This is a genomic window from Leptospira bourretii (genome assembly GCF_004770145.1).
GTDB classification, from domain to species: domain Bacteria; phylum Spirochaetota; class Leptospiria; order Leptospirales; family Leptospiraceae; genus Leptospira_A; species Leptospira_A bourretii.
In genome coordinates, this window is sequence record NZ_RQFW01000003.1 from 1 (window position 1) to 19,423 (window position 19,423).

A 19,423-nucleotide genomic window follows, 5' to 3' on the forward strand; every position below is an offset into this window, starting at 1 on the left:
TAATGCAATTCACTATAATGTTTGTTACATCACCACCACTCACACGACCAAATCCATTGCTGATTGTGCAGGTTTGGTTTGAGGGTTTACTTGATACTGTGATTACGTAGTTTGTGCCATCAGGGTAGGATTGTGGGAGATAAAACCTTCCGCTTATGTTAAATGGTGCTTGTTCTGCTGCATTATTCTGCAAAAACATAATACCACTCAACCCAGCAATATTACCTCCAATACGAAAATTTTTGCCCGATCCCGCACTTTCGCGAGCTGCTGATATGGAGGAACTCGCATAATCAGAGACTAACGTCCTTACGATTTGGTCTGATGTTTTGTCCTCCTCTTTCAGAGTACAATTGATAAACATCGTGAATATTAATATAACATAAATTACTGTGCGCATAACACTAATATCTTCGGCAAATATTTTATTTCATAAAGTACATAAGTTAGCCGATAATCAATTCAGGTATTTTACCCAATGGGCCAAAGACTACAAATATTTTCAACAATTGTATTATTTTCTTTTTTATTTTCCATCAGTTGCTCTACGATTCGCAAAAATTATAGGACAATTCGAACTGATGTTTCAACAACTGATTTCAGTAACGGAAAGTTTGGGAAAACACAAAAATTCGTTTTGAGGCGAATCAACCAAAAACCGACTACTTACATTAGTGCGGCGAGAGACAACTTAACCGAAAATTTAAGATATTTCTTAATCAAAAAAGGTGCAAATGTAGAAATCGCCAAAGAGGATGTAATCACACAAGTTACAAATTCAGCGAATAAACCTGAAGCTAATATCTTTACTCCAGAAAAACCTACCGAGCTTTCTAAAGAAGTTATTAAAGAGTTATTGTCTCAACAACAAGGCGAACTTTTGCTTGATGGTTATATTTACGAAAAAGACTTAGGAAACGTTATCGATCCTGATTTTAGTACTGGAATCATTATAAAAGTTTATTCAATAGATGGGACATTGGTAGGAGAGTGCATCATTGGCTCTTTTTATTCTACCAGTGACTTTGAGGTGAATCAAATTTATGCATCTCTCATAGCAGATAAAATTGCTCAAAACTATCTCTCTTATTCAGAGAAATGGTTTAATTTTTTTAAGAAGTAACTTCAGCTTTTCATGTTTAGAAGAATATTCTATATAATGATTATTCCGATTTCCATCATTCTTCCTCAAGCTGGAGAAAAACTCTATCTTGATGTGAGAAAATCTGAAGATGTGGCAATAGAAAATTCACCAGAGTTAAAGTTACTTGGGAGCCAACAAAGAATTAAAGGGCTCATCGTCAATGAAAACTGGAGAAATTATTTTCCAACTGCTTCGGTATCATGGTTTCGAAACTCAAATGTTGTTGAAAATGAGTCGGACAGTCGCTCCCAACGTGTTTCGTTAAATTTAGACCAGGTCATATATGATGGTGGGAGAAGAAAGTTGGCTCTACAAGCGGCAATGCATGACCTTGATCTTTCTAAATATGATTTGTTGCTCTCAATTAATGATTTAAAGTTTAAAACTCGAAATGCCTATTATACAATACTTAGCAATAAAGCACAATTAGAGTTGCAAGAAAGGTCGATTGAGCGACAAAAAGAGCAGTTGAAATTTTCGCAAAGAGAACTTAAGTTAGGTGACACGACAGAAGTGCAAGTTTTGCAGATTTCAAATCGATTGAATGAGATCCAACTCCAACACAAACGAACAGAAATTGCTTACAGTACAGGGTTAGAAGAGTTTAAAATTTTACTAAGGCTGCCCAGTTCTTCAGAAGTTAACCTAAAAGATCGAATTGAAGATGGTTATGATTTTCAATTCAAAACAATATCTGAAAAAGATTTGGTAGACTTAGCATTTCGCTCAAGAGTAGAATTTGATAGAACTAAAGCTGCCGAATTACAAGCTTTATCAGAACATGAAATTGCAAAATCGTATTATATACCAACTTTTTCAGTAGGAAGCTACTATGCATCCGCAGGAGACCGGTATGAGCCCAGACAAAGGGAATATGGTTTTAATTTTAAAATGAGTATGGCTCTAGGAGCAAATACCGTCCAGGATACTTCGAACTATATTTCTCGAAACCAAGATACCGACCGTGCTCTTACCTCCTCTACAACGGTTGGAATCTACGATAATTTACAGTACAAACGAAAAATTGCCCAATCAGGAATCGCCGCTGAACAGGCAAAAATAACAAGAAGACAATTGGATGATATTATACGTATTGAAGTGCATAAGGCGTTGCATAACTATAATGTAACTTGGGAATCTATGTTATTAGCAGATGAAAATGCTGACTCATTTGATAAACGCTTAAAAATCAAACAGAGACAGGTTGAAATTGGAGAAGTGAGACGTGTGGATTTAGCCGAGACTGAGATATTTTATTTAGAAGCCCAAAAAGCAAAAATTAATACTCGAGTTCAGTTTCTCCTTTCGGTATCACAATTGGAAATGGCAGTAGGAGCCAGTTTAGACTCATTAAATTTAATTATGCAAAAAAAAGGGAAAGATGAATAATTTAAGAATAATTTTGGCAATCAGTTTACTCGTAATCAATTATTGCTCTGATAATAAAAATGAAGCAGCAAAAAAAAAGAAAAATACCAATCGATCAGTTTATACTTTAGAACAATCGGACAAGGAACTTACAATAAATCTTTTAGGTACTGTTTCTCACAAAAACAAAGCAGAAGTAAGTTCAAAAGTGATTGGAAGAATTGAAAAAATATTCAAGGAACAAGGACAAAAGGTAAATAAAGGAGAGGCTCTAGCAAAGGTTGAAACATTAAACCTTGAATTACAATTAAAAAAAGATGAAGCGTCTGTTGAAATCCAAAACAAACAAATAGATCTTACCAGAGCAAAATACATCCAAGCTAGACAACGTATTGAAAAAGAAGTTGCCAATATTGAAAAAGCAAAAGCTGAAGAAGCTGAAGCAAAAGCAAATTTAGAAAACTTAAAAAGAACTTTAAACAATAAAAAAGATTTATTTGAAATTGGCGGTGTCTCTGAAACAGAACTGAAAGGCGTTGAAACAGCGATGGTCTCAGCTGAGACAGCATATTTTAAAGCACAAAAGAATTTACTTTCAATCCAAGTTGGTTACAGACCTGAAGATCTCAAAAAAAATGGGTTCAAAGTCCCTACCAATCCTGAGGCTCTTCGTGAAGCATACGTAGATTATAATACTATTGTAGAAAAAGCCGAGCTTGATATGGCAATCGCAAACCTAAAGGCCACTCAAGCAAACATTGAAACTACAAAATTACTCATTAAAGAATCAACACTTCTCTCCCCTTTAGATGGGAAAATAGCTGTACGCAGTTTGTATGTAGGTGAAACAACAAAAGAAGGAACACCAGTGTTTGTTTTAGTTGATGATTCTGAAGTTTTTTTGACCTTCCCTGTAAGCGAAGCAGATATACCTAAATTTCAAGAAGGCAAATACATCGAATTCTCTATAGATGCTTTGGGAAAAGAAAAAAAATTTAAAGGTAAAATCGTAATCGTATCACCAATTCTTGATGCCCAAAGTAGAACAGCTGAAATTAAAGTTGAATTCAAAAACGAAGCAAAGAAATTAAAACCCGGTATGTTTGCTAGAGGAGAATTTCGTTATACTCTTCCAGATGATGGTTTTTTAATTCCTAATAACGGTATCATCCTCTCCGAAGATAAAAAAACAGGGAAAGTATATATCATCAATAAAGATAAACTCGCATTTAGCAAAGAAGTAAGTGTAATTTCAAATGAAGGTGATAAATTTTTAATCACTGGCCCGTTAAACGAAGGTGATAGTATTGTCCTCGGAAATTTAAATGGACTTTCTGATGGACAACCTTGGGACCAATAGTTTGAAGTTAACAAAAAAATTGGCAAGAGAAGGGAAAATCTCGATTGCAGATACATAACTAAAGCTCATTCCGAATATTACCGCTAAAGACATGGGTCTCCAGAACTCTGAACCCTCGTTTGAACCAAATATTCCGGGGATTAATGCAAATATCGTAGTCAACGTAGTCATTCGCATCGCCCTCTTCCGATTGATGACAGCTATTTTCATTTTCTCTGGAAATGGAATTGAATCTTCATTTCTTAATGCATTCTCAATGATCATGATCGCATTGTTAATAGATAAACCTGCTAATAATATGAATCCTATATAAGTTGATACATTGTAGGTTTGTCCAAATATAAAAAGAAAAAATGTAGTCGCAGCGATATTAATGGGAACCATTAACATGATAGGAAAACTAATCCTTAAAGATTGAAACAAAATTGCAAGTGTTCCATAAATCAAACCCACGGCAAATAAAATAAAACCAAACATCTCTATTTGATTTTTTCTAAGCTTTTTGACAGCATCACCTAAATCATAGTAATAATTCTGCGGGAATGGAAATGCTTTAAGCTTTGCCTCAGCTTTTCCCGCATATTCTGATAAACTAATGTCTTTAAAATTTGCGGTAATCGTAACCATTCTTCTTTTGTTTTTTCGATTGATTCGTGTATCCGATTTAGTTCGTTTTGTCTCTAACAAATCGATAAGGGAAACTTTTGAATCATTCACTGGGATCAAAGAATAAGTAAGATCGTCTACGGATCTTCGGTCGTCAGCTCTAAATCTTACACGTATATCGACTTCACGATCTCGGTCAAAAATTTTAGTTGGTATAGATCCTTGTAAAGCGGTCCGAGCAAAGTCTGCAATAAACTGATTGGTTAATCCAGCTAATGCAACTTTATCTTGCCGTAAACTTAACTGGATTTCTTCTTTCCCATCTCTAAATCGAAAAACCACTTGATCAGTTTCTTTAAGTTCCTTAACAGAGTCTGCGACTTCTCTTGAAAGTTTCTTTAATTCTTCTAGGTCGTCACCGATTAAATCAATGTCCAACTCCTTATTGGAACCAAAAGCGTTCGCATCAATATAGTAAACAAAAACACCCTTCACCTCATCTGTTGTACTCCTCAGCTGATTCTTAATATCATCAGGAGAATTTCCACCAAGATCTTTCTTTAATTTAATCGATAAATCAGCATGCCATTTTTCTACTTTGGTAGAAACCTTTTCAACATAAGGATTTTTAGAAATTAATTCTTCGATTAACTTAACACTTCTACTCGTGGCTTCTAGGTTTGTTCCTGTTGGTAACTCAACACTCCCCATTATTTCACGGCTACCAGCAAAATCCACATACTCTTTCCGTATGAAGAACATAAAAACAAATCCCAAAGCAATGATCACTAATAAAGAAATCATTTTTGGATGGATCAATTTGAATCGATGAAATGGGATAGAAACATTATATCGCTCTTTCATGGACCGAAGAAATGCCAGCGGTATTTTTTTTTGATCAAAAAAATCAGAATTTAGAAAGTTCCATTTTTCTGGAACTACACTGCAAAGCATCGGTACAAAAATTAACGAGAGAAAATAAGCAATCAGAATACAGGCAGTAATAGAAGTTGCAAGATCTAAAAAATTATTTTTAAAATCAGCAGATGCATATAACAACGGAATAAAAACAATTATATTTGTAACAGAAGATGCAAGAAGTTCTTTCCATAATTCTTCTATTGATAGAAAAATAGGATCCGAAACATGGTTCGAAATATTAGAGTTAATCCGTTCGATTACTACAATAGAACTATCAATGAGAACTCCAACGCCCAAAGCAAGACCTGCTAATGTCATGATATTTAATGACTTTTCAAGCGAATCTAAAATAACAAAAGATAAAATGACAGCAATCGGAATCGTGATGGATATGATAATCGTATATCGCAAATCCTTTAAAAAAAAGAAAACGATTAAACTGCAAGCTAGAGCACCTACCAATCCAGAAGAAGATACCGAATCTAGAGCTGCTGAAATGTATTTTGACTGGTTATATGCAATCTCAAATGTAATATTCGGGTATTCAAAATTTGTTACTTCTTGTTCCAAAAGTCTACAAACTTCTAAAATATTCGCACTACTATTTTTTTTAATTTGTATACTAACATTTTCTGCCCCCTTCTCTCGACTTAAATCTGATAGGTCACGCTCACCATCATAAATATCACTAATATCCGTTATACGTACTACTTTCCTACCTTTGCCTACGACAAAATTAATATTGCGTAAGTCTTGAATTGACTCGATTCTATTTTTTAATCTCAATTCATTTTCTTTTTCTGGTGAATTGATTAACTTTCCTAAATAGATATCACGATTGATATTTTTGATTTCATCCATGACGTTACTAGGAGTTAACCCAGTTGACAGCAGCCTTCCCTTATCGACATCAACACGAATTTCTCTGTATCGCCCTCCAATCACGATAACTTCCCCCACTCCAGGAATTCGCTCGAGAATTGTTTTTAACTTTTTTTCTGAAATTTCTCTAAGTTCTTTAAGACTTAAGACCTTCGAAGTCAATCGGATCGTAAATACAGGTTTGTCTTCCGGATTAAACCTAACGACATAAGGTTCTTCTACTTCTCTTGGGAAATTATACCTTACTAACTCGACTTTTGATTTTAGTTCGACTGATTTATATTTAATAGGCTCTTCAGAATTAAAAAAAATTGTGATCTTGGACTCTCCTTCTTCAGAGCTTGATAAAATTTTCTCAACACCACCAACTCCCACAATTTGTTTTTCAATTGGCTTAGTAATGAGTTCTTCGATTCTAGAGGGTGAATTCCCCGGGTATCGAGTGATGATGGACAAGATATTTGATTCTTTTTTTGGCATTAATTCGTATTTTAAGTTTCTATACGAAGCAATACCAAAACCTAACAAAGCTACAACGAACATTGTTACTGTTATTTTTCTTTTAACGATGGTAACAAGAAGGTTGTTCAACTATTTCTCCATTAGTCCTTTTTCTATCATAACCTTACTAATGATAGGTATGAAAAATAAACTGATTACAGTTGAGAATATCAGTCCTCCAAAAATTGAGGCAGCTAAAGACCTCTGAGAAGTTGAACCACTAAAGGAAAACAAGAGTGGAAGCAATCCAAGAATTGATGTAAGAGTGGTTGTTAAAATTGGGATAAGCCTATCTTTAGCACCTTCAACAATCAACTTTTCTGTATTTTTAAAATTTGATTTTTCATCTCTATAAAATTCTACTATTAATATCGCATTATTGACAACGATCCCTGCCAAAAGAATGGAACCAAGTAGCGACATCATATTGATCGATTCATTAAATATAAAAAGAGAAGCAACTACACCAAATGCTGCCAGAAAAATGGAAAATAGAATTAATAAAGGTAACAAAAAACTTTCCATTGCAGCGGCAAGGGTCATATAAACTAAAATAATCGAAAACAGCAAAGCAATCCCTAACCCATTCACTGCGACATCCAAAATCTTTTTGTTTTCGCCAAACGCTACGGACGTACCATTTTCATTTAAATTCCCGACCCCTACAGCATCTCCCACTTTATTATAAGCACTGGAGATACTTTGGTCGTCAATTTCCATAGCAAGAAATCCAATTCGTTTTCCATTTTGGCGATTGAGAATTCGACTTGATTTTCTAGATTCAATAAATGCAAAATCTTTTAAAGGCACATATTTGTTTTCATCCACCTCAAAGTGAATGTCTTTTAGTTTGTCAATTCCGGTTCTTCCCTCTTGCCCAGATCGAATTAAAATTGGTATCTCTTCATCTTTTACTTTATAAAAAATAGTTTCATCGCCTTTGACTATTGTTTTTAAAGAATCCCCCACATCAGACGTTCGAAGCCCAAACGAAGCCAGTCGGTTTCTATCAAACGTAATTCTTACTTCATTTAATTCTTGGTCGAATGATGTTTGAATTTCCTTTGAACTAAAAATCTCCTTTAGTTTAATTTTTAATTTTAGAATTTCTGCGTTGATATCGTTATAATTCCCGCCTGTAACAACAACAGAGACTTGTTCAAATGAAAAAGGTAACACTTCTGATAAAATATCTGAGGATGATATGATTTTAATTTTCTGTTGTTCATCATCCATTTCTTTCAATCGTTCGATGAATTGGTCTTTTTTGGAAAAACTACTAAACCTAAAAAAAATCTCCGCACGGTTTAATCCGAATTCGGAAGTTGGGAACATAGTTAATTCTTTTTCCTCAAACCCGAGTTTTGAAAGAACATCTGCATTTTCATCAACGAGAATAGCTAACTTCTCGATATTCTGAACAACTTCTGATGTTTTCTGGATACGCGTACCATTTGGCAAAGTAAGTTTAATGTTCAAGTCCAAACGTTGGACCTTTGGCATAAGGTTGACCGAAATGATAGAAGCAAGGAGAGCAGCAAACAAAAGAGAACCAAAAGCAACCATTAAAACAACTTTCGGTTTCTCTAAAAACATTTTCAAAAAGAATACATATGTAGCTTCGATCTTAATGATTAAGTTTTTGCTAATATTCATCAAACGATCATTATTCTTAAATTTTGATGAAATCATTTTATTGAAAAAAGGAAGAAAGACTAAAGAAACCATCAAAGATGAGGCCAAACAAATACAAACACTGAGTGCAAAATCTTTAAAGATAATTCCTTCCAAACCATTGAGATAAAAATTTGGTAGAAAAACAACGATGGAAGTTAAGTTCGAAATTACTAAAGCAAATGCAATTTTTGACGCACCAATTTCAATTGCCAGGTGTTCATCTTTTGAATTCTTTTTTTCTTTATGAATGGACTCTAAAACAACGATTGATGAATCGACCATCAAACCAACTCCAACGGCGAGTCCACCTAATGACATTAAATTCAAGGACTGACCGATAAAGTGCATACAAATAAAAGAAACGAGTATTGATGTTGGAACTGAAAAAGTAATAAGGATTGCTTCTACCCAGGAGCCAGTAAAAATAGTAAGAATAATAAAACATATAACTACTGAAAGAATAATCGAACTAGCTACATCTTTAACCGAAGATAAGATTAGATCCGATCTATCTTCTACAATTTCCAATTCCAAAATATCAGAAAACCGGTCATTAATTTCGGTAATGACTTCTTGAATATTTCTCGCAACCTCAACTGTGTTTTTTCCAGATTCCTTGCGAACATCAACGAGAATACATTCAGATAAATTTCTACGACAAATACTTGTTTGGTCTTTGAACGAATCCTTAACACTTGCAACATTATTAAGATAAACCGGAGCCCCTGATTCGGAAGTTTTTAGAATCAAGTTTTCTATCTCACCAACGTTCAAAAATGCACCCATGGTTCGGACAGTCACCTCATCCTCTCCTCTGATGATATTTCCCGAAGGGATATTCTCATTATTGGATGCAATTTGTCTTTGGATTTCGTTCGGAGTGACGGAATAAGACTTCATTCGATTTGCATCCAATTCAACTAATATCCGTCTTTCTAACCCCCCTGATAAGGTGATGGTTGCAACTCCATCCGTTTTTTCAAAGATAGGTATAAGATTTTTTTTTATAAAATTGCGAAGGATTTTGAAATCGCTAGATTTAGGAAACGCTACGATTCTAACAATTGGTTTGTCATTGGGATCAAACTTTAAAACAATCGGTTTTTTGACATCGATCGGTAATGCACCTTTCACTAAGTCTAACTTTTCCCGGATGAGGACGGTTGCGAGATCGACATCTGTTCCCCAGCGAAATCGAACCTTCACGATTGACATTCCCTCCAATGTTTCGGAGAAGGTTTCGTCCACTCCCTCTGCTGAGGCCACTACTTCTTCGATTGGCTTTGAAACGAGGAGTTCCATCTCCTCAATTGATGCGTTCGGATAGGTAGTTAGAATGGTAATCGTAGGAATGGTGATATTTGGAAATAACTCAATCTTCAGTTTCGAAAAGCTGATGGCTCCAATTCCAAGAATAAAAACTAGGCAAACAGTAGTAGTAACCGTCTTGCGAAGAAAGTATTTTACCATTATATATTAGGAAATCTAATTAAAATAGTTCTGTCAGAGTCCATTATATTCCCATGATTGTCTTTGATCCCAGAGCTCCCACCCTTAACCGTTATGGAATAGGTTGAGCCCTTGTCTAAACATTTGGCAACGGTACCAAACGCAGTGATGTTTGGTGCCAAAGGAGCCGGAGTTGCATTCACTGGATTTTCAAAGTATTCTTGGCAAACCCCAATTGCCTGGCCAAACTCCCGTCTCACAGTAAGGCGCAGAGAACTTAATAGAAGTTGACCATTCGCTGGCAAAGTCAAGCTACAAGTTCCGAAACTCTCACCGTAACAAAATCTAAAGTATAAATTTTGATCGCATTCATTAGCTAATGCTGCACAAGGTGTAAGCGGTGGGGATATTATGTTTAATTGATCACTCCTGAGTTCGTTTAGGAAGGCAGCGTCTGAATAGATTCCAAGTAGAAATATTTTTTGCGTGGAATCTCCGAGTGTTTTTATGTTATAATTATAAGACTTCCTCAAGCGGTTGTTTTGAAAATCTACCACAGCATCACTGATTGTTAAATTATAAATTGTCACTGGATCTAAAGGTTCCAAAAATCGAATTTCAAAATTTGTTGGAGATATTTGTTTTAGATTATAATTTTTCGAAGGTGTAATTCTAATCGCTCCAGCCAAGGGAATTGGCTGGACTGGTTCATTAAATATTAAGGTAAACACATCATCTCGATTAAATCCTGTTTGGACCTGTATCTCATTAGCAACAAAATTTGTTATCACAGACGTTGATGTAATTGAAATTAAATCTGGAGATACCAAATCATCCCCTACTGTAAATACAACATTCTGGGCGGAAGAAAGATCGTTTCCACTTTTATCGCGTGCTGTTGTAGCAACACTGAGCGAGTATACTGTTCCAAAATTTAGCGGGTATTTAGGTATGAATTGAAATGTTTGGTCGTTGTCGGAGATCACTGTATTGGGAATGTCAAACTCAACGGATGGACTTAGGGAAACGGCACCAAATACGGACAATTTGTCCATAGGTTTGTCAAATTTTACCGTTACTAACGAATTAGGTGATACTCCTACATCCCCATTTGCCGGAATTGTCTGAGACACTTTTGGTTTATTTAGGTCTGTAGAATAACTAAATCGAGACCTGTAGTCATCCAATAAATTTACTCCACCAACGGACTCCGCTTTGGACTTTCCAATGCTAAAAATATACATTCCAGGATCTGATAACTTATTGTTGGGTGAAAAAATCATTAAGTTTCCGATCCAGGAAAAAGTTCCCCCCACTGCCGAACCATCTCGAATTAAACTAAAACCCGACTGAGTGAAAGTTTGATTCATTTCCTCTGAAAACAAAATGGATATTTTTGTCTCGGGGGAGATTCCAAGCGAACCATCAGCTGGATCGGCAAGGATGATCCTAGGTGGTGTCGAAGCCGGCAATAGAGATGTTGCCGGTAAAAAATCGAAAGGACCTTCCGCATTGTCTAACAACTGGCTACAAGATATTTCCAATAAAAAAACAAAAATAACAAATAGTCTAGTTACCATAGAAAACAAACTCCAAATCCTTAGGTAAATAATTCTCGTTTAAGTCATGGAGGCCATTCGGACCTCCGGCAATTTTAAAAACATACCTAACTTCGTTCCCAGAAATTCCGCCCAACCTAACTTTAATTCGCTGAGGATTTACGCTTGGCTGATAATCCACTTGTTGAACAAAAATGCTAGAGGTTACAGGACCACCTGACAAGTAATTAACGCTAATTGTATTGAGTAGGCTATTATCTCCCGTCAGCTTTAATTTTTGACCTCCAGCAGTTTGCAGAACTATCTCAACTTCATATTGATCCGGACAAGTATATCTCGGCCTAAATTCATAAGCAAAAGACGGATCTATCGGCATATTAATCGTTTGGTCCACTGCCGTCTCTAAAGTACATAGTGTTGGCGCCGTAAACGATCTGCCCAGAATTTGGAGCGGAGTGATATTTACACTTGTTATTGGGTCATCCACTAAGAAATCAACCGTATGCGATTGATTCATGCCTACTCCACTTGCACTAGTGAAATCCCGACTAATGGATAAACGATACTGCTGTCCTGTGACCAGCGGCGAGGAGGGAGTGAATTTAAGAAGTTGGCTACCAGTCCATACGAAAGACCCATTAATACCAGGAGAGAAGCGAATTTCTCCATTGATATTTTTCATGGCCATCGGAGTGGAAAAATTAAAATTAAATATATCAAACTTAGAAGCACCTGTAAAACTATTGACAAACGGATCTGGGTTCAACGTCCCCCAGTTTGTCAAAGGCGCAGTCACTGTGGCCCCAGTCACTGTGACAGTTGGAACGACTAAGGTGGTTGCTGTGGAAAAAGCAACTAGGTATTCTTTATCCAGTGCAATGCCGAGCGCACTTTTTGCATTTACATTCACTCGCAAACGATAGGTTGCCCCTAAATTTAAGGGAGATTTCAATCGCAATGTTAACTCGCGAAAACTGGAATCCCAAATGGGAGTGAACAAGGCACTTGCTCCTTCAATGGTTACCGCATTATTTGTGCTAACTGGATCCATAGGTTGCGAAAATTGAACCAATAGATCAGAATTGACAGGCCAACCTAATTGTAATTCTCCGCTGAGCGGAGGATTAGTAGCGACTACTGTTGGTGCTCCACCAACACCAATTGTGTAAAAACTAGAAATAAAATTTTTAGCCATTCTATTTCCATCTTTGTCTTTAGTACTACTCGCATTAAAACTGATTTCATACTTTTTCCCTTGTGTTAAACCAGCGGAAAAGTTTAATATCAATCGAGTATCGAACACCCAAGAGGGAGTGAATGAAGTATTCCCACCTGGTGCGGAAATACTAATCGCTGATTCAACCAGGGATCGATCCATTGGTTTTGAAAAATCGATAATGATCGGCGAATCAACTTTCACCTGACTTGCTTCAGGTGCAGGATTGATAAAGAGAACTTTGGGATAAACAAACCCATCTTCAATCTGTGCACCAAGTAACCCTAATACATCGGCTTCATTTGGTATTTTACTACATTGTAAAAACAAAAGGAAAAAACTTAAAATGCAAGTGACGACTACTTTCATTACTTTCTTTTTGACTTTTTTGCTACTTCTGGTACTGGCGCCGATGTTTTTGCTTCAGGTGTGGCGGTATTTAGCCCTGCATTTCTATAAATCTCATTGAGATCTCTTTGAATTTTCTCGGATCTTTTTGCGATCTCAATCCCATGTGAGTATTGGATCAGTGCATCTTTTACGTTCCCTTCTTGTTCGAATAGTTTTCCCAAATAGTAGTGTGCATCAATTTGATTATCGTCAAATTGAATTGCCATGGACAATTTCTGCTTAGCGTCATCACGTTTAGAAGAATCTAACATATATATTTTGCCGAGCCAAGTTAATGAGGTTGCATTCCCCGGGAAATCATCTAATAGGTCTTGAAAGGTCTCAGTTGCGTTTTCATGTTTACCAAGATAATACTCGGTTTTTCCCTTCATTAATCTGGCAGATACAAAACTACTATCTGCCTTTACAGCATTTGAAAACTCAGCCAATGCTTTTTCCAAACTTTTTTTGGAATAAAAATCCACACCTTTGGAGTATGAAGAAATTGCGTCTTCTCGATTTTTACAGCTTAACGTCAAAAATAATAAAACAAAAACTACGTGATAGATTTTAATGCTCATTAGGGAATTATTGTAACCTTATTTCGTTTTTTAATTTTTGCTAATATATCCTTTGCTTCTTCCGCTCTATTTTTTGCTGATAGTTCCAATTTTCTCCAATAGATAAATTCTTTTAGAACTGCCTTTTCTGATTCGGTAAGATTTTCTTTTTTTAAAATTCCTGTCTCTTTTAGTTTAGCTAAGATTTCAGTTTCGTTCGCAATTTCGTCAGAAACTTTTAATCCACCTGTTTTCTCAAAAATATAGAAATCCAATATTCCTTTTACTAAATATGGCTTTATATATTCCCGAAAAGACTGACTTGAAAAATCGATATCTCCGATAGCTTCCGACAAAAGGATGGACTCATTGATATAATTCTCAAGATAAAGCCTTGCTTCTTCAGGGTTAAACAAAGGTGGCTTTTTCTCAAAATATAATCTAAGATTTCTCACATACTCTTTGTATGCATCTTTTGAAAATCTTTTCTCACCAACTAAAAAAAGAGCCGGCTCACCAACTCTTTCATTCAGTATACTTTCTGCAAAACCTTGTATGCTTTTATTACCCTTACAGGAACATAAAGTTGTTATGCATATTGAAAGAATTAAAACAACATTCGATTTCATTTACTTAACTCTGAAATTCTAATCTTTGCATCTTGAACTGGTTGTTTCATTTCAGGAGATGCAATTTTAATAAAAATTTCAAAGGATTCGATGGCTTTTTTCTTATCACCCTTTCTCATATACATGAGCGCAAGATTATATCTAGCTTCTGGAAAATCAGGGTTATTTTCAGTTGCAGTCTTATAATATTCTAATGCCTTTGCGACATTATCCTTTTTTTGGAACAGAACTCCTAAATTATAGTGAGCTCTAAAAAAATCCGGATTAATTTCCAAAGATTTTTTGAAATAAGTTTCTGCTTTTTCCTCATCCTTTAGCAACAGATAAGTAAATCCAACATTGTTAGGATATTCCGGCGATAAAGGATCCTTATCATGTGCTGATTCGAATTTTTTCCTCGCGTCAAGCACTTCACCTCTCTGAAGTAATCCAATACCATCAGAGTTTAGTTTCACTGCATCAGATACATCTTTCAATTTACTTTCCTCGCTTTGTGCGCAAACACTAGTGAATGACAACACAATCAAAGAAACAAGAACAAGTGTTAGAGCTTTCAAATATTTTACCATTTCCATTTTGGCCAATTTAATCTAATCATCGTATTGCGAAAGTACTAATCTTTAATTTTATTTGACAACTGAGAATATAACAACAACCTAACCAACAATGAAATTCTTGTTACCCTCTCTCAAAAAGAGACACCTAATTTTCGCTACATTGGCACTTCTAGTTCTCTTAGTTTCAATCGCATTTTATGTCACTTATAATAGGGGCAAATGTTCGTCAGGTGACTGTAATACTGGTTTCGGTGTTTTAGAACTGAAAGATGGCACCTACTACGCTGGCGGATTTTTAAATCATAGGTTTCACGACTATGGAATTCTAAAACATTTCAGTGGAGAAAAATATGAAGGTTATTGGCACAGAGGTGAAAAAAATGGCAAAGGTAAAATTTTTTATGCTGATGGAGCTTTTTATGAGGGAAATTTTAGAAGGAATATAAAACACGGAGAAGGTTATTACGTTTGGTCTGATGGCACCAAAATATCCGGTTTTTTTGTTAATGGTGAACCTCAAGGAAAATGTACATTAACACTACCTAATAAACTAACTCTGGTTGGTGAGTATGAGCGTGGAATTGTAATTAACGGGGAAGGAATTTATATTTACGACGACCAGTCTCGATACATTGGTAATTGGAAAAACGGCAAAAGAGAAGGAAAAGGTACACTACTCTCTGCATCCGGCGAAATACTTAAAGCAGGAACCTGGAAAAGCGATAACTTCCAAGGGCCATAATCACATTCGAAAATCCTACAAAAAAGAAAATATGCAGACAATTAAATTGATAAGTTTAAGTTCTTTTGAATTTGCTTTTGCATTATAGGCGAAATCATCGCTTCATTGGCATATTTTTTCCAGGACGAAAGAATATCTTTTGTTTGAGTGATGATGGATTTGATTTGTAAATTTTTTAGATCCGCTTTTTTGCCCAACTCAATGAGATCTTCCAGTTGAAAGTTTTCTCGTTTTCCGTTAATGCTCATTTGGTGGCGACTCGTCCATTGTCCATTGGGATTATAACTATATGTCATATCATAAGCAGGTGATAAATTCCATTTCCCCGTTTGATCCATTAAAAAAGCAATATTTTTCGTATGATCATCCTGGTTACGAGAAATGACATTAAAGACAGCTCTTCGGAATTGTTGTTCTAAAGCATTTCGGGTGTTTTCTGAAATGATTTTACGAATCACTTCAAAAGCTTGTTCATAACTATAAGCTCCTGCCATGTTAAAATCGTAATGTGCGATAGCACAGAGTGATTGCATGTGCAATTTTTCGCCTCCATTGGTGCGATCAAAACGTTTTGTCATAAAATGATGTCTGCCATTTTCTTCGAGTAGTTTTGACTGCATCATCTGTATTCCGCAATCCAATGCCATTCGATAGTAAGCATATTCGATTGTTCCAAATCCCTTTGGATCATTTAGCTCTTTGTCTTTATTATTTTGGATTCCATCCAATTTTATAATCCAATAAGAATAATCTTCTGTCGTTTTTACCTGCCCAGATCGAACTTCTCCTGTTTTTTCGTTGTATGCAATAATACACTTTGCTCTTGCACCACCTGCGGATGTTCCGATTGTCATTAAACTTGTCAAAGATTCATTTAATTTCTTTTGATTCTTTAATTCTAGTTTTGTAGAGAATTTTTTACGATTACTTAGGATTTCAGATGCTAACTCTACCATCTCAGCAATTTCAATGGGAATATTTTTGGTTTTTAATTTATATGTTGCCGGTTTAAATTCCAAAGCACCCATTCCTCGTTCGCCGATATAACACAATCTTTCTACAGGGTTAAATGATTTTGAATTTCTACCTATTTTTGAAAGCCAAACATCAATTAAAGCATTCCCGAATTTATCAGGTAGGGAATCAGCAAACATACCAGGTAAACCTTTAAAGGTGTCTACATTTAAATTTCGAAAAGAGTATAGAGATCTGCTTTTGGGCATAAGGAGAGGTGAAGGTTCGACTGGGGCATTTAAAAAATCATTTTCATACTCAAAAGAAGCAAACCCCCCTTCTTCATTCCAAGAAATAAAACCAAGAAGCGTTCCCCATAGATAAACCTTTGCTAAAGTGACTGGTTCACTCATTTAGGTCTCCCCAGGTCCATTCCTTATTTTTATTAGGTGCTTTTTCTTTTCTTACTCGTTGCCTTAGTTTTTTTGTTTTTGATTTTGCAATCAGAGATAACGAAAAGTTGGGGTCACGAAAGGTTAGTTGTAATTCGTTGAGTAAATCTAATTCTTTCAAGAGTGAAAGCAAATTCAGTAGGGAAATATTTCCTTTCCCTGTTTCTAAACGAGCGATGGAGGAAAGTGATACACCCGTTTTTTCCGCAAGTTCTTCTTGCGAAAGGTTCATTTGGACACGTCTCCCTTTTATGGAAGAGCCTATTTTTTCGAGAATAGTATATAAATTTTCCTCTGACCAACTCATCTTAAGTAGTAAGATATGACAGTTTAATTATTTTTCAAGATTTATTTATTCATATTTGAATGGTAATTACAAAACATATAAATAGTCATATATGAGTAATATATACATAAAATCCACATTAATAATTCATATTTGACTATTTATGTTAACACTAATCCTCTCTGAAATCTATAATTGTTTTTTGATTTCTTCTCTCTTAAAATCAATATGATCTTTCTTTTTGATGTGGGAAGGCGTCGAATCCAGATTTCCTCTTTGCACTGATTGTTTCAAAAAATTACCTAAATGTTTATCTGTCTCAAACTGTTTTAAAAAACCATTCCGTTTTGTTTGGTTGTTTTTTAATAAGGAAGAATAAGATCGAACAGCTAACTTCCGTAAGTGTACATTTTCCGATTCATTGGCGATGGTTTTTTCTAATAAATGAATTGTGACTTCGCCCGAAAAGGTTTCCATCATTCGAATCGCCCTGGCTCTTACGAAAACATAACTATCTTTTGATTCTGAAATTTTAATTAAATAAGGAAGAGGGTTTGAGTGAATTTTATTTAATCTTAACTTCATTGCATCTAAATCTACTTGATGGTGTGTATCAGAAAGAGATTCTTTTATTTTATTGTAGAGAATCGGATCTAGTTCATCTGATAACAATGGACTCACAACAAAAATTAATACAGATAAAAAAGTATATACTGTTTTAGAAAATTTCATACTAGTATACCAAAGGATTCAAACGAAGAATCCATCCTTGTTCAGCTGTGATTTGTCCCTGCGCAAAACCAACCATCCCACTCCAAAACATCATGTTCCGACCACCTGAATCGTATGGACCAAATCCCGAACATTCTAAAACACTTAAAAATCCATCTTGATTCAAATCATTCCAAATACCGCAGGCAGGAGTATCTCGCAAAGGATCCCTACTTCCAACTTCGCCTGTATCTCCAAAAGCTTCAACAACATGCCATAAACCTAAGAAATGGCCAGCTTCATGGGACATTGTCTCTCCAAGTAACAATAATTCGTCGTGTGTTAGCGGTTGTCCGGTATTCGAAGTTAAACGATGAGTTTCAATAAAAACAGCCACACCGGATTGGCGTGTGCCCAACAAAGCAGCAGGGCCAGGAATTCCTCCAGAAACACCAAGAACCCCACCATACTGTAATTCTTCTTTTACGATAAAAACATTAAGCGCATTTGGTTTTCCAACATAGGAAGTGGTTGTGAATAATCCACCCAAAGTACCAGGAAAAATAAATGACGTGCTTAAATCATAAATACTACTGTACTCAACTGAATCAAGAGTTGTCGTTGAAAAATGTATATTAATTCTAACAGGTCCTTGTGAGTAATTTTCTTTCCATCGATTGAGGGCAACGGAAAGCGCAGTTAGTGTTTGATCAGGATAGGCAAGATCAGGACCATTGTTTACAAAAATGAGATTTACATCCAAATTTTTTTCGGTTTGCCAAAAATGATATAGTCCACTATCTGCAGAATCCGCATGATTAGTTTGAAACTCCATCTCATCGGAATCTAATGTTTTACATGAGCTGATAAAAGTGGCAGATAAGCTAACGGGAATTTCAAGATTAAACTCAACACCTAACGGTGAACTTATCGAATCAGTATTGAGGATACTTACAGCAGGATCAGTGGCATAGGCAGTGTCTTTTCCATAAGGAAACATACTTGTAGAAGAACCTTGTCCCAAGCCTGAAAAAACATCTCGATTCAAAAAACCTGAACTGGAAATGCTGCGATTTTCATAGAACACAGGAAATAACGCTCCTCCAAAGGTATTATTTTGTTCGAAAAACAATTGTACCATTGGCAGGGACCTATGCAAAGAAATCGGCAATGTTTCAGAATAGAAAAATGGGTTCCCACCCACTGTCCAAGTGCCAATCGGTTCCAACGGAACCGTTTGTGTCGAAACACAAGGAACATTGGAACCATTCATATATGCATCCAGAAGTAAATGAAATACTAAATCCTCATTTTTTTCTTCCGATTTCTTATTATTACAATTTAGTGAAAATAAAAATAAAAGAATAGGTAAAAAATATTGAATTATCCGCATCATATAACAGATAACAAATACTATACCGATATTTCTCTTGTCCTATCTTTTTTTATTCTTATAAAA

16 protein-coding genes are annotated in these 19,423 nt (G+C 35.5%); 4 read left to right on the top strand and 12 right to left on the bottom strand.

Features of this window, described 5'->3' with window-relative positions; all coding sequences use genetic code 11:
- On the bottom strand, positions 1-364 hold a 364-nt coding region (locus EHQ47_RS01290; RefSeq protein WP_208727375.1), incomplete at its 3' end, for a hypothetical protein.
- Between the two features lie 114 nt (positions 365-478).
- Here EHQ47_RS01290 and EHQ47_RS01295 point away from each other — a divergent pair.
- The 3 genes from EHQ47_RS01295 to EHQ47_RS01305 are packed head-to-tail and all read left to right on the top strand — an operon-like array spanning position 479 to position 3,872.
- Positions 479-1,123 carry a hypothetical protein gene (locus EHQ47_RS01295; protein ID WP_135776394.1) on the top strand — a complete coding sequence of 215 codons (645 nt, stop codon included), beginning with the start codon at positions 479-481 and terminating at the stop codon, positions 1,121-1,123.
- A gap of 36 nt (positions 1,124-1,159) precedes the next feature.
- A complete protein-coding gene (locus tag EHQ47_RS01300; RefSeq protein ID WP_208727376.1) occupies positions 1,160-2,533 on the top strand; it encodes a TolC family protein in 1,374 nt (457 codons plus the stop codon).
- Entirely contained in the window at positions 2,526-3,872 is a 1,347-nt protein-coding gene (locus EHQ47_RS01305) for an efflux RND transporter periplasmic adaptor subunit (protein WP_135747455.1), read from the top strand. The genes EHQ47_RS01300 and EHQ47_RS01305 overlap by 8 nt, the downstream gene beginning before the upstream one ends.
- Here EHQ47_RS01305 and EHQ47_RS01310 read toward each other — a convergent pair.
- The 7 genes from EHQ47_RS01310 to EHQ47_RS01340 are packed head-to-tail and all read right to left on the bottom strand — an operon-like array spanning position 3,834 to position 14,819.
- Positions 3,834-6,872 carry an efflux RND transporter permease subunit gene (locus EHQ47_RS01310; RefSeq protein ID WP_135747456.1) on the bottom strand — a complete coding sequence of 1,013 codons (3,039 nt, stop codon included), beginning with the start codon at positions 6,870-6,872 and terminating at the stop codon, positions 3,834-3,836. The two genes, EHQ47_RS01305 and EHQ47_RS01310, sit on opposite strands and share 39 nt — an antisense overlap.
- A complete protein-coding gene (locus tag EHQ47_RS01315; protein WP_135747457.1) occupies positions 6,873-9,929 on the bottom strand; it encodes an efflux RND transporter permease subunit in 3,057 nt (1,018 codons plus the stop codon). It lies immediately after the preceding gene.
- Positions 9,929-11,488, bottom strand: coding sequence for an Ig-like domain-containing domain (locus EHQ47_RS01320; RefSeq protein WP_135747458.1), 1,560 nt, complete (start codon positions 11,486-11,488; stop codon positions 9,929-9,931). The genes EHQ47_RS01315 and EHQ47_RS01320 overlap by 1 nt, the downstream gene beginning before the upstream one ends.
- On the bottom strand, positions 11,478-13,052 hold the full coding sequence (locus EHQ47_RS01325; RefSeq protein ID WP_135776395.1) for an Ig-like domain-containing domain: 1,575 nt from the start codon (positions 13,050-13,052) through the stop codon (positions 11,478-11,480). The genes EHQ47_RS01320 and EHQ47_RS01325 overlap by 11 nt, the downstream gene beginning before the upstream one ends.
- On the bottom strand, positions 13,052-13,654 hold the full coding sequence (locus EHQ47_RS01330) for a tetratricopeptide repeat protein (protein WP_135747460.1): 603 nt from the start codon (positions 13,652-13,654) through the stop codon (positions 13,052-13,054). The genes EHQ47_RS01325 and EHQ47_RS01330 overlap by 1 nt, the downstream gene beginning before the upstream one ends.
- Entirely contained in the window at positions 13,654-14,262 is a 609-nt protein-coding gene (locus tag EHQ47_RS01335) for a hypothetical protein (RefSeq protein ID WP_135747461.1), read from the bottom strand. The genes EHQ47_RS01330 and EHQ47_RS01335 overlap by 1 nt, the downstream gene beginning before the upstream one ends.
- Complete coding sequence (locus tag EHQ47_RS01340; RefSeq protein WP_167483247.1) at positions 14,259-14,819, bottom strand: tetratricopeptide repeat protein; 561 nt, start codon at positions 14,817-14,819, stop codon at positions 14,259-14,261. Before EHQ47_RS01340 ends, EHQ47_RS01335 begins: the two co-directional genes overlap by 4 nt.
- Positions 14,820-14,928: 109 nt before the next feature.
- On the opposite strand from EHQ47_RS01340, the gene EHQ47_RS01345 reads away from it, so the two are divergent.
- Complete coding sequence (locus EHQ47_RS01345; RefSeq protein WP_135747463.1) at positions 14,929-15,561, top strand: MORN repeat-containing protein; 633 nt, start codon at positions 14,929-14,931, stop codon at positions 15,559-15,561.
- Between the two features lie 41 nt (positions 15,562-15,602).
- Here the strand turns inward: EHQ47_RS01345 and EHQ47_RS01350 are convergent, their stop codons facing one another.
- The 4 genes from EHQ47_RS01350 to EHQ47_RS01365 form a co-directional block, all read right to left on the bottom strand.
- A complete protein-coding gene (locus tag EHQ47_RS01350) occupies positions 15,603-16,928 on the bottom strand; it encodes a type II toxin-antitoxin system HipA family toxin (protein WP_135747464.1) in 1,326 nt (441 codons plus the stop codon).
- On the bottom strand, positions 16,921-17,274 hold the full coding sequence (locus EHQ47_RS01355) for a helix-turn-helix domain-containing protein (protein WP_135747465.1): 354 nt from the start codon (positions 17,272-17,274) through the stop codon (positions 16,921-16,923). The genes EHQ47_RS01350 and EHQ47_RS01355 overlap by 8 nt, the downstream gene beginning before the upstream one ends.
- 168 nt (positions 17,275-17,442) lie before the next feature.
- A complete protein-coding gene (locus tag EHQ47_RS01360) occupies positions 17,443-17,985 on the bottom strand; it encodes a HEAT repeat domain-containing protein (protein WP_135776397.1) in 543 nt (180 codons plus the stop codon).
- Between the two features lies 1 nt (position 17,986).
- Positions 17,987-19,360, bottom strand: coding sequence for a zinc metalloprotease (locus tag EHQ47_RS01365; RefSeq protein WP_135776398.1), 1,374 nt, complete (start codon positions 19,358-19,360; stop codon positions 17,987-17,989).
- Positions 19,361-19,423 lie beyond the last annotated feature (63 nt).